Genomic DNA, 14,948 nt, shown 5'->3' on the forward strand with positions numbered 1-14,948 from the left:
CATGGGTGGGCTCCGAAGGAATGCCACGCGGTGTCCACCGCGCAGCGGCGCGAGTCTGCGGGCAGGCACGGCGGGGGTCAAGCAACGCCGAGTGAATTTTCCAATGCCGGTGCCCGCGCGGTAATCTTTCACCCGTCGATAGCCGCATTCGTCATCGCCCGCCGTATGGCGGTGCGCGGCGCCCTTTCCTCCCTTTCGAGAGCACGAACCCGATGCATGGCGGCGGTCTGGAGCTGGCCCTGGTACTGCTGCTGGCGGCGGTGATCGCCGTACCGGTATTCAAGCGTTTCGGGCTGGGCGCGGTGCTCGGCTACCTGGCCGCCGGCGTGGTGTTGGGGCCGCACGTGCTGGGCTTCGTGCAGGACGCCGAGCGCATCCTCAACGCCGCCGAGATCGGCGTGGTGATGCTGCTGTTCCTGATCGGGCTGGAGCTGTCGCCGTCGCGGCTGATGGTGATGCGGCGCCCGGTGTTCGGCGGCGGCAGCGCGCAGGTGCTGCTCAGCGCCGCCGCTCTGGGCGGGCTGTTGCTGCTGTACCACTTCCACTGGAAGAGCGCGCTGGTGGTCGGCACCGCGCTGGCGCTGTCCTCCACCGCGGTGGGGCTGCAGCTGCTGTCCGAGCACAAGGCGCTGAACAGCGACCACGGCCGCTTCGGCTTCGCCATCCTGCTGTTCCAGGACCTGGCGGCGATCCCGTTGCTGGCCGCCATCCCGCTGCTGGGCGGCATCCGCAACGCCACCCTGACCTGGCAGAAAGCCGCCGCCGCGCTGGGCGCGCTGGCGCTGGTGATCCTGCTCGGGCGGCCGCTGCTGCGCTACCTGTTCCGCAGCGTGGCGCGCACGCGCATGCCGGAGGTATTCACCGCCAGCGCGCTGCTGGTGGTGCTGGGCACGGCATGGCTGATGCAGACGGCCGGGCTGAGCGCCAGCCTCGGCGCGTTCCTGGCCGGCGTGCTGCTGGCCGATTCGGAATTCCGCCACGAGATCGAAGCGCAGATCGAGCCGTTCAAGGGCCTGCTGCTGGGCTTGTTCTTCATCGCCGTGGGCATGGGCATCGACCTGGACCGCGTCGCCGCCGAGCCGGCGTTGATCGCCATCGGCGTGGCCGCGCTGCTGCTGGTCAAGTTCGGCATCCTGCTGCTGGTCGGGCTGGCCGCGCGGCTGCCGCTGCGCAGCGCGTTGATGCTGGGCAGCGTGCTTTGGCTGGGCGGCGAATTCGCCTTCGTGGTGTTCAACGAGGCCGAGCGGGTCAAGCTGCTCAACCACGCCGACCACGACCGGCTGGTGGCCATCGTCGGCCTGTCGATGGCGCTGACCCCGCTGCTGATGATCGGCCTCAAGCACCTGCTGAAGTCGCGGGTACCGGGCGTGGCGCCCACGCCCGCAGCGGACGACATGCGCGAGGCGCAGGCACAACACCCGCAGGTGCTGATCGCCGGCATGGGCCGCTTCGGCCAGATCGTCGCGCGCCTGCTGACCGCGCAGCGCATCCCGTTCGTGGCGCTGGAATCGGACCCGGGGACGGTCGAGGACCTGCGCCGCTTCGGCAACCACCTCTACTACGGCGACCCTTCGCGCCCGGAGGTGCTGCGCGCGGCCGGCGGCGAGCAGATCCGCATGTTCGTGATGGCGATGGACGACCCGGACACCAACCTGCGCGCGGTGCGGCTGGTGCGCCGGCTGTACCCGCAGGCCCGGGTGCTGGCGCGCGCCCGCAACCGTCAGCACGCGTGGAAGCTGATGGACATGTCGGCCGAACCGTTCCGCGAGGTGTTCGGCTCCAGCCTCGAAATCAGCGAGCGCGTGCTGACGTCGCTGGGCATTCCCGAAAGCACCGCGCGCGAGCATGTGCGCCGCTTCCGCGAGCACGACGAGAAGCTGCTCAAGGCCCAGCACCTGGTCTACGACGACGAGGCGGCGGTGATCCAGACCTCGCGCGACGCCCGCGCCGACCTGATGCACCTGTTCGAAGCCGACGTCGGTGATAGCGACGCGGCGCCGCAAAACGAATAACCCGCAATCGTCACGCTGGCGCTCGACCGTTGCTCGGGCGGCGGGAGAGTTCAATGCAAGGGGCCGTGCCGACCAACGGTCGGCACCCATCGGGAATCGCGGATGCCGGGCTTGCCCGGTACGGGGCTTCCCGTCGCGGTGGGTTCAAGGCCTGCGGGGCAAGCCCCGCAGCTACGAATTCAATGGCTCAGCCCCGGTCACGCAGGAAGCGGGCCATCGACGACACGCCCGGCACCGCCGGCTCGAAGGCGCCGGCAATGTCGACGAAACCGCGCATCACCGCGATCTCGCGCGGGCTGCGGTTGAGGTTGTCGCGGGCGTCCGGGTCGGCACCGGCGCGCAGCAGGCTCTGCACCAGCAGCGGCAGGCCATGCAGCGCGGCCAGGTGCAGCGGGCCGAAGCCGCGCGGGTCGCGCACGTCCAGCGCCACGTCCTCGTCGAGCAGGCGCTCGACCGCGGCCAGCACCACCTGCTCGTCGCAGGCGGTGCCGGGTTCGGCGCGCGCGCCCAGCAACAGCAGCAACGGGGTGACGGTACCGGCGGCGGGCTGGTCGGGTTCGGCGCCGGCCAGCAGCAGGGTGTCCAGCAGCGCCAGCAGGCGCGAGCGGTCGCGCGCGGTGAAGCCATACAGCGCGGCGCAGTGCAACGGCGCCAGGTGCTGGTCGTCGCCGGCATGCACGTCGGCGCCGGCGGTCAGCAGCTTGGCGACGATGTCCGGCAGGCCCAGCGCGGCGGCCAGCATCAGCACGGTGACGCCGCCGGGCAGGCGGTGGTCGATGTGCGCACCAGCATCGAGCAGCGCGGTGACGATGCCGCCCTGGCGCATGCTCACCGCCGCCGACAACGGCGTGGCGCCACTGGCGGCGGCGTGCTGCGGGTCGGCGCCGCGCGCCAGCAGCAGGTCCACCGCCGCGGCATGGCCGCCGCCGGCCGCGCGCAGCAGGCCGGTGCAGCCCTGCGCATCGGTGGCGTCCACCGCCAGGCCGAGGTCGAGCAGGCGGCGCACCGCGTCGGCGTCGCCGGCCATCGCCGCGGCCGGCACGTCGGCCTCGCGCAGCGCGCGCAGCGGCAACGGCCAGCCGCGCCAGTCCAGCCAGTCGGCCAGGTCGCGGCGGCCGCTGGACAGGGCCACGCCGAGCGGGGTCTGGCCGTCTGCGGCGCGCGCGTCCGGCGAGGCACCCTGCATCACCAGCAGTTTCAGCGAGGCCTCGCGTGCCAGTGCGGTGGCCAGGTGCAAGGCGGTCATGCCGTGGCTGTCGCGCGCCTCGCGGTCCACGCCCAGCGCCAGCAACGCCTGCTGCAGTTTCAGCCAGCCCAGGCGCACGGCCAGCGCCAGCGGCGGGTCGCCGGCCGGCGAAGCACCGAACGGGTCGGCGCCGCGTTCGAGCAGTTCCAGCGCGAACTGCTCGGTACCGCGCGAGCCGTGGTCGTGGCGCGCGCAGGCGGCGAGCAGGCGGCCGAGCCCGCCGCGGCCGGCCGGCGACACGCCGTGCCGCAGCAGCACCTGCAGGGTCGGGATGGCATCCACGCCACGCGCCAGCAGCGCGAACATTGGCGTGTCGCCGCAGGCATCCTGCTGTTCCAGCGCGATGTCGTGCTGCAGCAACCAGTCCACCACGCACGGTTGCAACGCCAGTTCGGGGTCGTGCAGCAGGCCGCCCAGTTCGGCCGGCGTGCACAGCTGCGCCATCGAGCGCATGCCATCGATGTTGCCAAAGCCCAGCGCTTCGCGCAGCAACTCCAGCGGGGCGCGGTCGCTCAACGGCGACGGCGTGGCGGCGCCGTCGCTTTCGCCATTGGCCGGCGCGTCGCTGACCGCGACCGGCAGCGGATAGTCCGGGTCGAGCAGCGCGACGATGCTCCAGCGCCCGGCGGCAGCGGCATGGTCGATGGCGCGGCGGCCATCGGCGGCGGCCGCGTCGCGGGCGACGCCCAGTTCGAGCAGCCAGCGCACCAGCGTCGCGCCGACCTGCTCGGCGCGGCAGGCCAGCAGCAGCGCGTTGTTGCCTTCGCCATCGACGGCGTTGACGTCGGGCTTGTGCGCCAGCAGGCGTTCGAGCACGCCGGCATGGGCCTGCGCGGCGGCGTCCAGCCACGGCGTGCGGCCGGCGGCGTCGCGCGGTTCGATGTTGGCGCCGGCGTTGAGCAGGACCTCGACGATCTCGGCATGCCCGGCCAGCGCGGCCTCGTGCAGCGCGCTGCGGCGGCGGCGGTCGCGCGCGTCCAGCCGTGCTTTGTGCTTGAGCAGCAGCTGCACGCCGGCCGGGTCGTCGTCCTCGGTGGCGGCGGCGGGCACCAGCACCGGCACGCCGTCGGCCGGCTCCACCTTGGCGCCGCGTTCGAGCAGGAACTTGGCCAGCCGCCAGTTGCCGCTCTGGCAGGCCACCGCCAACGGGCTGTGGCCGTCGTGGTTGAGCGCGTCGATCTGCGCGGCGGCATCGCGCAGCAGCGCGGCCACGCCGGGGTCGGAACTGCGCGCGGCGTGGTGCAGCGGGGTGTTGCCGTCGGCGTCGGTGGCGCGCGGGTCGGCGCCGTTGGCCAGCAGGGTCATCACCGCTTCCGGGCGGCCGTGCCAGCTGTCGCGGGTAGCGGCCAGCAGCGGGGTCATGCCGCGGTGGGCCAGGTTCACGTCGACGCCGCGGCCGATCAGCGCGCGCAGCAGGCGCAGGTCCGGCAACACCGCGGCCAGCACCGCCAGGCTGCGCTGGTCGCGCGAGTCGTCCGGCGGCAGCGCATGCGGATCGGCGCCAGCGTCCAGCAACTGCAATGCGCGGTCGACACGGCCACCGCGCGCGGCGTCGTACAGCTGCGGCAGCAGTTCGTGCTGTGCCAGCGGTTCCAGCGGCGCCGGCTCGGCCAGCGGCTCGTCGAAGGGATCGAATACCGGCGCCTCGGCAACCGGCGCCGGCGGCGCGCTGGGCAGCCGTTGCAGCACGCCGTGCAGCACCGGCGACAGCAGCGCGGTGGCGATCGCCAGCGGCCACTGCCAGCCGGTGCCGAGCAGGCCCGGCCAGGCCGGTACGAACACCGCCGCGCACAGCACCAGCAACGCCAGCGCCGCGCCCAGCCCGTGCCAGCTTTCCATGCCACGCGCCGACAGCGCCTGCCCCTGCGCGCGCAACGTGCCACCCTCGCGCTCCAGCGCCTGCCACAACGGCCAGCTGCGCCACAGCGCCAGCACCGCGATGCTCACCGCCACGCTCACTGCCAGCACCGCCGGCAGGCTGCCGCTGTCGCGCAGCGCCCGCAGCGGCCACGACACCAGCAGTGCCAGCAGCAGTACGCCGCCGGCCCACACCGCCAGCAGGGCCGGCAATTCATGCTTGAACAATTCGACCGGCGCGGTGGCGGCACGCGTACGCCGCCACCACGACACGCCGAGGGCAAACGCGGGTTGCGCCAGCAGGCCGCACACGGCGGCGGCCGCGCCACCGAACCCGGCGACGAGGGCAAGCAGCGCGCCGGCGGCCAGCGCACCGGCGGCACGGGTACGCAGCGGATCAGTCATCGCGGCCGTCGATGCGGGCGATCTTCACCGGCGCCAATGGCTGCGGCGGCAGCTGCAGGTGGAAGCCGCGCTCGGCCAGGTTGGCGCGCACCAGCGCGGCGTCGGCCTGGGCCAGCCGCCGCTCCGGGGTCAGGGCGACCTCCAGCACTAAGCTGAACGGTGCCAGCGTGGCACCGAGCGTGGACGGGATCGCATCGAAATCATCGCGCTTGGCAAGGTAGACGTAGGTGTCCTGCTTGCGTTGGCTTTTGTAAACGTAGGCTTGCATGCCCGCGGGCTTTGCCCTGCTTGGGAATACGCAGGATTGTGTCGGAAAGCCGACGCAGGCGAAAGGCATTTGTGCCCGCAGCGGCCGCCTTCTTCGGCGAAGCTTCATTCATTTTCATCAAGACGCCGACGCCGGCATACCGGCATGGAGCCATGCGGCGGACGACGCACCGATATACTCGCGCCCCGTCCAGGCCCCGGAAAACCGCGTGACCGCCGCTCCGTCCCCGCGCCAGCTCCCGCTGAACATCCTCGCGCACAGTGCCACCACCGCACTGGGCGCCGGGCTGGATGCGCAGCGCCAGGCGCTGGCGCAACGCCGCAGCGGGCTGCGCCGCAACGATTTCGGCAGCGACCCGCTGGACTGCTGGATCGGCCGCGTCGAGGGCGTGGAGGACGTGGCGCTGCCACCGGCCCTGGCCGGCTTCGCCTGCCGCAACAACGCGCTGGCGTGGCTGGCGCTGCAGCAGGACGGCCTGCTCGATGCGTTGGCTGGTGTCGTCGCCCGCCACGGCGCCGGCCGCGTGGCGGTGGTGATGGGCACGTCCACCTCCAGCATCGGCGCCACCGAGGAGGCCTACGCGCACCTGCAGGCCGGTGCCGACGGCGTGGCGTGCTTCCCGCCGGACCTGCGGCGCCCGCGCATCCATACCCCGCACGCGCCGGGCGACTTCGTGCAGGCCGCCACCGGGCTGCGCGGCCCCTGCGTGACCGTGGCCACCGCCTGCTCGTCCAGCGCCAAGGTATTCGCGCAGGCGGCGCGCCTGATCCACGCCGGCTTCGCCGATGCCGCGCTGGTGGGTGGCGTCGACACGCTGTGCGGCAGCGTGCTGTTCGGCTTCCATTCGCTGCAGCTGGTCGCCAACGATCCCTGTCGGCCGTTCGATGCCCGCCGCAATGGGCTGTCGCTGGGCGAAGGCGGCGGCTACGCCGTGCTGGAACGCGCCGGCGCCGGCCCGGACACCGCGCTGCAACTGCACGGCTACGGCGAATCCAGCGACGCCCACCACATGTCGGCGCCGCACCCGCAGGGCCTGGGCGCCCGCCTGGCGATGCAACGGGCGCTGCACGGCGCCGGCATCGACGCCGCGCAGGTGGGCTACCTCAACCTGCACGGCACCTCGACCCCGGCCAACGACGGCATCGAAGCGGCGGCGGTGGCCGCGTTGTTCCCTCCGTCATTGCACGCCAGTTCGACCAAGGGCTGGACCGGGCACACCCTGGGCGCAGCCGGCATCGTCGAATCGGTGTTCGCGCTGCTGGCCCTGTCCGACGGCCTGCTGCCGGGCACGCTCAACAGCGAGGTCCCCGACCCAGCCTGCGGCCCGCAGATCCGGTTCGACAACGCATGCGCGGACATCGGCCATGCGATGAACAATTCCTTCGGCTTCGGCGGCAACAACTGCTCGCTGGTATTCGGCAAGGCGGGGTGAGGCACGTGCGCGAAGCAATCGTCGAAGGCATCGGCTTCTGGGGCAGCGGGCTGCCCGACTGGGACGCGGCCTGCGCCTGGGTGCGCGAAGGCCGGCGCCCGCCGCAGGCACCGGCGCGCCCGGCGGCGACGCTGCTGGCGGCCAACGAGCGCCGCCGCGCGCCGGCCACCGTGGCGGTGGCGCTGGACGCCGCGCTGGCCGCCTGCGAGGCAGCCGGGCGCGAAGCGGCGACGCTGCCGTCGGTGTTCGCCTCCACCCACGGCGAGATGTCGATCACCGACTACATGTGCACGACGCTGGCCGACGACCCGCGCGCGATTTCGCCGACCCGCTTCCACAACTCGGTACACAACGCCGCCGCCGGCTACTGGACCATCGGCACCGGCGCACACGCGCCGGCCACCGCGATCAGCGCCGGGCCGGGCAGCTTCGCGCAGGGCCTGGTCGAGGCGGTGGCGCAGCTGGCCGCGGGCAGCGAAGCGGTGCTGCTGGTCGCCTATGACGGCCCGGCCTGCGGGCCGCTGGGCACGCTGGTGCCCAGCGAGGGCCTGCTCGGCATCGCGCTGGTGCTCTCGCGCATGCCCTGCCCCGGCCTGCCGGTGCTGCGGCTGGAATTGGCCGGGCAGACCGGCACGCAGGTGCCCGGGCCGCTGTCGCGGCTGCTGGCCGGCAACGCGATGCAGCCGGCACTGCCGTTGCTGGAAGCGCTCGCGCTGGAACAGGAACAGGCATGGCTGCCGGCCGGCGCGGGGCAGTGGCTGCGGGTCGACATCGGGCATGGCTGATTCGTTGCCGCTTGGCCCGGACGACGTCGCCGTGGTGATCCCGGCGCTCAACGAAGCGCTGCGCATCCGCGAGGTGGTGGAGGGTGCGCTGGAACATTTCCCGCACGTGATCGTGGTCGACGATGGCTCGGAGGACGACACCGCCGTGCGCATCGCCGACCTGCCGGTCACCGTGCTGCGCCACCCGCAGCGCCGCGGCAAGGGCGCGGCACTGCGCAGCGGCTTCGCCGAGGCGGTGCGGCGCGGCCTGCGCGGCGCGTTGACCCTGGATGGCGACGGCCAGCATGCCGCCTCCGACCTGCCGCGGCTGCTGGCCAGCGCCAACCGCCACCCCGGCTGCATCATCATCGGCGCGCGCCTGCGCAAGCGCGCCTCGCAGCCCCTGCTGCGGCGGCTGGCCAACGAATTCGGCGACTGGGGCGTGGCCTGGGGCACGCATTACCAGGTGGCCGACAGCCAGAGCGGGCAGCGCTTCTACCCGGCCGAAGTGATCGCCATGCACGAGGTGCCCGGCGAGGGGTTCGTGTTCGAGGCGCAGGTACTGATCTCGGCCGCGCGGCGGCTGGGCACGCGCTGCGTCTCGGTGCCGATCGAATCGCGCTACCGCGATGCCGGCAATGGCGAATGCTTCCGCCCCAGCCATTTCCGCCCGCTGCGCGACCTGTACCGCATCACCAGCCACATCGTGCGCTTCGCGCTGCGCCACGGGCGGGTGCGGCAGGTGCATCGCACCATCCGCGCCAATCCGCCGGTCATCGACGAGACTTGAGCCGGGTCAGCCCATGCCGCCGTTGATGCCGATCACCTGTCCGTTGACATAGGCGGCCGCATCGCTGCACAGGAAGGCAACCAGCGCCGCCACTTCCTCCGGCTTGCCGGCGCGCCCGGCCGGCACCATCTGCTTGATTACCTCGGGCGGGAAGGCGTCGGCCGCCATCCTCCCGGCGATCACGCCCGGCGCGACGACGTTCACACTGATGCCGCGGCTGGCCATTTCCCGCGCCAGCGACTTCGAGGCGCCATGCAAGGCCGCCTTGGCCGCGGCGTAGTTGCTCTGGCCGCGGTTGCCGAGCACCGCCGCCACCGAGGAAATGCTGACGACGCGGCCCCAGCGGGTGCGCGCCATCGGCAGCAGCAGCGGCTGGGTGACGTGGAAGAAGCCGTGCAGCGAGACGTCGATCACCCGCCGCCATTTCTCCGCATCCATGCCGGCCATCGGCGCGTCGTCGTGCACGCCGGCGTTGTTGACCACGATCTGGATCGGGCCGTCGGCCAGCAGGATTTCCAGCGCCGCCGCGGTGGCCGCGCCATCGGCCACGTCGAAGGCCACCGCCTGCGCGCTGCCGCCGGCCGCGGCGATCTCCGCGGCCACCGCCTGCGCCCGCGCCAGGTTGCCGTTGGCATGGACGATCACGTGCACGCCATCGGCGGCCAGCCGCCGGCAGATCGCACCGCCCAGGTCGCCACTGCCGCCGGTGACCAGCGCGCGTCGCTTCGTGCCCATCGTCATTCCCTCCTCGTGCATTGCCTTATCCATCATCCGGGTTGCAGCATCACCGCGGCGCGCCCTTCGGCCAGCACGCGCGTGCCGTGGCTGATGCGGAACGCATACTGCTGGCTGGTTTCCGCCTCGGCCAGCACCTGCGCGGTGGCCTCGATGGCACCGTCGAGATCATCGATGCGCGCGAGGTGCAGCTGCACGTCGCGCAGCGCCACCAGCACGCCGGGCTGCACCGCGCCGCCGCGCTGGCGTGCGCGCAGGCCGCCGTGCACCGCCATCGCCTGCGCGCCGTATTCGCACAGATGGATGGCGTGCAGCCGGCCGCCGCTGCGCAGCGGATGATCCGGGGCGCGGTGGTTGAAGGCGCGCAGCGCGATGTCCGTGGCGCTCCATGCGCTCACCTCGTCCCACAGGCACATGCCGCCCTGGTGCGGGACCAGCTGCAGGATGTCCTCACGCGCCAGCATCGGCCGCGGCCTCCTGCCAGGGTTCGCGCGCGATCAGCAGCGCCAGCACGAAGTTGCATACCACGCCCAGCGCCACGGTGCCGCCGATCGCGCGCAGCACCGGGATCGAGGACAGGCCGAGCAGGCTGAACACCAGCAGCGTCATCACGCTGCACACCAGCAGGCCGTGGAAGGTGCGCAGCTGGTCGGCAAGGCTGTCGCCGGCATGCTCGAAGAACAGGCCGTAGTCCAGGCCCAGGCCGGCGGCGAGGATCAGCCCGATCAGGTGGAACAGGTTCAGTTCGATGCCGGCGCCGCGCAGCGTGGCCAGCACCACCAGCGTGGCCAGCAGCATCGGCAGCAGCACCCGCAGCACGCGGCGCGGCGAGCGCAGCGCCACCCACACGGTGGCGGCCAGCAGCAGCACGGCGACGGCCAGCGCCGCCAGCACGCGCCCGCGGTAATCGGCCACCAGCGATTCGGAGGCGTGCTTCAGGTCCAGCAGCTCGGCGCCGTGCAGGCGCGCGGCGGTCGCCACCGCGGCCACGTCGTGCAGGCCACTCAACGAAACCAGCGCGGTGGCCTGGCCGCCGCCCTGCAGCAGCAGCCCGCCGACCACGGTCGCCAGGGGCGTGCCGCGCAGGTCCCGCGGCAGCAAGAGCGGTGCGTCGCGGGCGCGCTGCACGTCGGCGACGAAGGGCTCGAACGCATCGTCGCGGAACGGCGTGGCGGCCACCGCCGCGGCCAGCGCGCCGCGCAGCGTGGCCGCGTCCGGCAACCGTTGTTGGCGCTGGCGCTGCAACGCCGCGCTGGGCAGGTAGCGCGCGGCCATGTCGTAGCGCTCCAGCGCGCCATCGGCAACCAGCCGGTCCAGCGCCGGGCGCAGCCGCTCGCTGGCCTGCAGCGCCGCCTGCGCATCGCCGCCGTGCACGGCGACCACGTAGCGCACGTCCGGCGTACCCAGCTCGCGGCTCAACTGCGCATGGCGCAGCAGGTCGGCGCCATCCACCGGCGTCAGCTTGCCCAGGTCGTTCTGCCAGAACGGTCCCGGCGCCCAGGCCAGCACCGCCAGCGCGGCGGCCGCCAGCACCGCCAGCGAGCGGCGCGGGCGCGGCAGCCGCCGGGTATGCCGCCACAGGCGGGCCAGCCATGCCGAATCGGCGAAGTCGCGGGTGGCCGGGTCCAGCAGCGCCGGCAACAGGTAGCGTGTAGCCAGCGCCGCGGTGGCCAGCGCGGTGATGGTGAACACCGACAGCTGCTTCAGCCCCTCGACGCCGGAGAACAGGAAGGTCAGGTAGGCGATGCAGGTGGCGACCACGCCGGTGCCCAGCGTCGGCCACAGCGCGCGCACGTTGTCCCACGGCGAGCGGCCGGGGCGCTGGTGGCTGAAGAAATGGATCGGGTAGTCCTGCACCACGCCGATCAGGGTGAAGCCGAAGGCGATGGTGATGCCGTGCACGCCGTCGAAGGTCAGCGCCACCGCGGCCAACCCGGCCAACCCGGCGCTGGCCAGCGGCAGGAAGCCGAGGATCGGCATCTTCCAGCTGCGGTAGGCGAGCCACAGCAGCAGGATCATGCCGATCGTGTCGATGCTGCCGATGGTGCCGGCCTCGCGGGCGGTGCGGTTGCCGATCTTCACCGAGAACGCGCCCGGCCCGCTCGTCTCCAGCCGGCTGCCGCTGCCGGCGGCGATGCGCTCGAAGATGCCGTTGATCGTATCCACCGCCTGTTGCTGCGCACCGGGGTCGAAGCCGGCCGCGTGCGTCTGCACCAGCAGCAGTGCCTGCGTGCCGGTGTGGTCGAACCAGACCTCGTCGATGCGCTGCGGCGCATTGGCCGGTTGCAGGGCTTCGGCCACGCGCAGGACCTGCAGGGTGGGATCGAACGGCAGCAGCGGCTCGACCAGCGCGCCGGCGGGTGATGCGAGATCCTGCAGCCGCGCCTGCAGTTCATCGCGCAGGTGGCCGGTGTCGAAGGCGTCGGCGGGCAGGTCGTCGATCAGGTAGCGGTAGGGCAGCAGGCGTTCGGGAAACGCCTCCAGCCCGGCCTGCCCGCCATTGGCGACCAGCTCGAACCGCGGATCGGCCGCCAGCGCCGCGTGCAGTTGCCGCGACTGCGCGGCCAGCCGTTCCGGCGCCGCGCCGGACAGGGCCAGCAGCAGCAACCGCGCGCCGGGGCCTTCGCCCAGTTCGTCGAGCAGCAGCTTCTGCGCCGGGGTGCGCGCATCGGGCATGAACTTGCGCAGGTCGCCACTGACCTGCATGCGCTGGCCGACCCACGCGCTGAGCAGCCCCAGCAGCAGCAGCCAGCCGATCGCCAGGCCGATGCGCCGGCGCGGGGTCAGCTTCAATGCCCGCTCCTGCCGGGAGCGAGCCCGGCGGGAGCCGGCCCATCGCCATCGCGGCCGTCACGGCACAACGCGGCCAGCGCGTCGGCCTGGCGTACTTCGCCGGCGGCAGCGGCCGCGCTGCCGAGCAGGGTGCGCTGCAGGTCGCCCCGCGCCGGTTGCGTCTCGATGCAGCGCAGTTCGCCGGCGCGGCCGCGCAGCGTCACCTCGCGCACCCGCGCGGCCAGCGCCCGCGCCTTCGGCGTGAGCACCAGTTGCCAGTGCTGCGCGCTGCCGGAAGCGTGCAGGCGGTAATCCCGCTCCAGTGCCGCCAGGTCGCCGGACAGCAATGCGCCGAAACTGGCCTGCAGGTCCGACAGCTCCGGCACGCGCTGCAACGGGAACACGCGCGGCGGCTTGCCGGCGCGGTCGATGCTGACCTTGCCATCGGCGATGGTGGTGGTTTCGGCGTAGGGCGCGCGCACTTCGCGCACCAGCGTGCCGGCGTCCGGGCGGCGGTATTGGCCCTCCACCCGCAATGGCTCCTTCAGCAGCGCCGAGCCACGCAGCTCGACGAAGCCGGTCTGGCTCGGGGCCGGCTGCGCCAGCTGGCGCAGGACCCACGCCGCATCAACGTCGCCGGCCAGCGCCGGGGCGATGCCGCAGCCCGCGGCCAGGGCCGCCGACAGCATCCGGCGATACGGGAGGAAGGGCTTGGGAATGCCAGAAATCATAGAAATTGAACCAGTTCCAGGGGGCGCTTCGCAGGTGGTGCTCCAGCCTGCCGGCATAACGGTGAACCAGCGCCGACAAGGCCTCGGCACGCTGCGCGCGCGGCACCTCGACCGTCGATGCGAACGGCTCGAACAACAGATCGTAGCGGTTGCCGCCGCGGTACAGGCCGAAGGCCAGCATCACCGGTGCCTTCAGCACGCTGGCGACCAGCCACGGCGCGCTCGGGAACGCCGCCGGCGCGCCGAGCAGCGGCGCCGGCAGCGCGGCCTCGCCCGGGCGTGTGCGATCCACCAGCAATGCCACCATCGCGCCCTCGTCCAGTGCCTGGCGGATGGCGAGCACCACCGTCGGCCCATCCTGCCCGGCGTCGATGATGCCCGCGGCCAGGCCGGGGTCGAGTTCGGCCAGCAGTTCGGTGATGGCGGCGTTGTGGGCGCGGTCCAGCAGCACCCGCAGCTTCAGGTCCGGCCGCTGCCGGCCCAGCGCGCGCAGCGCGTCGAAACTGCCCAGGTGCGCGCCGAACAGCAGCACGCCACGGCCCTGGTCGAGGCAATCGAGCAGTTGCCCCGTGCCTTCGGTACGGATGGTGAACAGGTCCATGCGCCCGCCAAGCAGGAACAGCCGGTCGAGGATGGTCGCGGCGAAGGTATGGATGTGGCGCGCCACGTCCCACAGGCCGACGCGGCGGCCCAACGCGCGGCCGAGGTACGCGCGCGAGGCACGCCGTTCGGCACCACGCACCAGCAGGAAATAGGCGGTGATCGGATACAGGCAGAGCCCGGCGATGCCGCGGCCGCCGTGGCGGGCGATGGCGGCGATCAGCCGTATCGCGGCGCGGCCGCCGCCCTCGGGCCGGTGCTTCCAGTCGGCGTCGTTCATGCCGCCACGTCGCCGGCCGCCAGCTCGCCGCGGGCCAGCAGCACGTCGCCGCGCCAGACCCGGAACTTCCAGCGCGGCGCCTGCCCGTCCAGTTCGATCCGGGCCGGCTGCCCGGGCAGCAGCGGCGCCATGAACTTCACCTGCGGCAGGCGCAGGGCCGCCAGCGGCACACCGGCCTGCGCCTCGACGGCGAGCAGCACCTGTTCCAGCAGTACCACGCCCGGCACCAGCGGCCGCCCCGGGAAATGGCCGGGCAGGCAGGGGTGGTCGTGGGCAATGGTGAAGTGCATGGCGTGGCGGAGGGCGGGCGCAGGCCAGAGGATACCCGCGGCCTGCGACTTCAACGCAGCAGGTCGCGCCAGAACGCCGGGCCGAGCCTGCCCATCTCGCGCACGAACTGCCCGGCCCGGCGGTACGGCCGCTGCGGGAACAGGCGGCAGCGCAGCGCGTACTCGGCCACGAAGAAACCGCCGATCAGGCCCCAGTCCGCCACGTTCGTGCACCAGGACCACCGTGCGTGATCCAGCGGCCACCACGGCGTCCACCCGAACGCGGCCAGCAGGCCGTCGGGCACGACGCTCAGCGCCAGCGCCAGGTTGATCGCCGCCAGCAACGCCAGCAGCAGTGCCCAGGCGGCGGTCAAACGCCGGGCATAGCGTTCCAGCGCCGCCTCGACCGGCACGCCGGCGCGCGCGTGCAGCGCATGCACGATGCGCGCGACCAGCGGGACGCGGCCCGGCAACAGCGAACGCGCGAAACCCCACGCCACCAGCAACGGGAACACCACCGGCGGCGCCTGCAGCAGCCCCCATGCCCACGGCGAGCGCCCCAGCCAGGCCAGCAGCAGCGCCGCCACCGGCAGCGCGCCCCAGGCCCATGCGCGGCGCCGCGCCAGTGCGCCAAGCAGGCACAGCAACACCAGTCCGAACAGTGCCAGCGCGGCCCACAGGCCTTCGCCGCGCAGGCTGGCCAGATGCGAGAGCACCGGGTAGGCCAGCAGCAGGACCACCCGCAGCACACCCGCCGCCGGCCCGTGGCCGGTGCCGTCCATCGCCG

The 14,948-nt window shown here is 73.0% G+C and carries 13 protein-coding genes; 4 read left to right on the forward strand and 9 right to left on the reverse strand.

Features of this window, described 5'->3' with window-relative positions; all coding sequences use genetic code 11:
• Nucleotides 1-212: 212 nt before the first annotated feature.
• Nucleotides 213-2,012, forward strand: coding sequence for a monovalent cation:proton antiporter-2 (CPA2) family protein (locus MIC98_RS00630; RefSeq protein ID WP_239734922.1), 1,800 nt, complete (start codon nucleotides 213-215; stop codon nucleotides 2,010-2,012).
• 187 nt (nucleotides 2,013-2,199) lie between these two features.
• Here the strand turns inward: MIC98_RS00630 and MIC98_RS00635 are convergent, their stop codons facing one another.
• A complete protein-coding gene (locus MIC98_RS00635) occupies nucleotides 2,200-5,520 on the reverse strand; it encodes an ankyrin repeat domain-containing protein (protein ID WP_239734923.1) in 3,321 nt (1,106 codons plus the stop codon).
• Complete coding sequence (locus MIC98_RS00640; RefSeq protein ID WP_239734924.1) at nucleotides 5,513-5,788, reverse strand: YcgL domain-containing protein; 276 nt, start codon at nucleotides 5,786-5,788, stop codon at nucleotides 5,513-5,515. Before MIC98_RS00640 ends, MIC98_RS00635 begins: the two co-directional genes overlap by 8 nt.
• Nucleotides 5,789-5,996: 208 nt before the next feature.
• On the opposite strand from MIC98_RS00640, the gene MIC98_RS00645 reads away from it, so the two are divergent.
• Genes MIC98_RS00645 through MIC98_RS00655 form a run of 3 tightly spaced genes read left to right on the forward strand, consistent with a single transcriptional unit; the run spans nucleotide 5,997 to nucleotide 8,774 of the window.
• Nucleotides 5,997-7,220: a beta-ketoacyl-[acyl-carrier-protein] synthase family protein gene (locus MIC98_RS00645; RefSeq protein ID WP_239734925.1), complete on the forward strand. Its 1,224-nt coding sequence runs from the start codon at nucleotides 5,997-5,999 to the stop codon at nucleotides 7,218-7,220.
• Between the two features lie 5 nt (nucleotides 7,221-7,225).
• On the forward strand, nucleotides 7,226-8,005 hold the full coding sequence (locus MIC98_RS00650) for a beta-ketoacyl synthase chain length factor (protein ID WP_239734926.1): 780 nt from the start codon (nucleotides 7,226-7,228) through the stop codon (nucleotides 8,003-8,005).
• A complete protein-coding gene (locus MIC98_RS00655; RefSeq protein WP_239734927.1) occupies nucleotides 7,998-8,774 on the forward strand; it encodes a glycosyltransferase family 2 protein in 777 nt (258 codons plus the stop codon). The genes MIC98_RS00650 and MIC98_RS00655 overlap by 8 nt, the downstream gene beginning before the upstream one ends.
• Nucleotides 8,775-8,780: 6 nt before the next feature.
• On the opposite strand, the gene fabG is transcribed toward MIC98_RS00655, so the two are convergent.
• Genes fabG through MIC98_RS00690 form a run of 7 tightly spaced genes read right to left on the reverse strand, consistent with a single transcriptional unit; the run spans nucleotide 8,781 to nucleotide 14,943 of the window.
• Complete coding sequence (fabG, locus tag MIC98_RS00660) at nucleotides 8,781-9,509, reverse strand: 3-oxoacyl-ACP reductase FabG (RefSeq protein WP_239734928.1); 729 nt, start codon at nucleotides 9,507-9,509, stop codon at nucleotides 8,781-8,783.
• A 32-nt stretch (nucleotides 9,510-9,541) separates the two neighbouring features.
• Nucleotides 9,542-9,973 (reverse strand): phosphotransferase, encoded by a 432-nt coding sequence (locus tag MIC98_RS00665; protein ID WP_239734929.1) that lies wholly within the window; start codon nucleotides 9,971-9,973, stop codon nucleotides 9,542-9,544.
• Nucleotides 9,960-12,302 carry an MMPL family transporter gene (locus MIC98_RS00670; protein WP_239734930.1) on the reverse strand — a complete coding sequence of 781 codons (2,343 nt, stop codon included), beginning with the start codon at nucleotides 12,300-12,302 and terminating at the stop codon, nucleotides 9,960-9,962. Before MIC98_RS00670 ends, MIC98_RS00665 begins: the two co-directional genes overlap by 14 nt.
• Nucleotides 12,299-12,970: a LolA-related protein gene (locus tag MIC98_RS00675; RefSeq protein WP_239734931.1), complete on the reverse strand. Its 672-nt coding sequence runs from the start codon at nucleotides 12,968-12,970 to the stop codon at nucleotides 12,299-12,301. The genes MIC98_RS00670 and MIC98_RS00675 overlap by 4 nt, the downstream gene beginning before the upstream one ends.
• Nucleotides 12,909-13,892, reverse strand: a complete 984-nt coding sequence (locus MIC98_RS00680; RefSeq protein ID WP_239734932.1) for an acyltransferase — start codon at nucleotides 13,890-13,892, stop codon at nucleotides 12,909-12,911. The genes MIC98_RS00675 and MIC98_RS00680 overlap by 62 nt, the downstream gene beginning before the upstream one ends.
• A complete protein-coding gene (locus tag MIC98_RS00685; RefSeq protein WP_057640073.1) occupies nucleotides 13,889-14,182 on the reverse strand; it encodes a dehydratase in 294 nt (97 codons plus the stop codon). The genes MIC98_RS00680 and MIC98_RS00685 overlap by 4 nt, the downstream gene beginning before the upstream one ends.
• Nucleotides 14,183-14,232: 50 nt before the next feature.
• On the reverse strand, nucleotides 14,233-14,943 hold the full coding sequence (locus tag MIC98_RS00690; RefSeq protein WP_239734933.1) for a ketosynthase: 711 nt from the start codon (nucleotides 14,941-14,943) through the stop codon (nucleotides 14,233-14,235).
• Nucleotides 14,944-14,948 lie beyond the last annotated feature (5 nt).

Origin of the sequence: Stenotrophomonas sp. NLF4-10 (assembly GCF_022359915.1) — a bacterium.
Classification (GTDB): domain Bacteria; phylum Pseudomonadota; class Gammaproteobacteria; order Xanthomonadales; family Xanthomonadaceae; genus Stenotrophomonas; species Stenotrophomonas daejeonensis.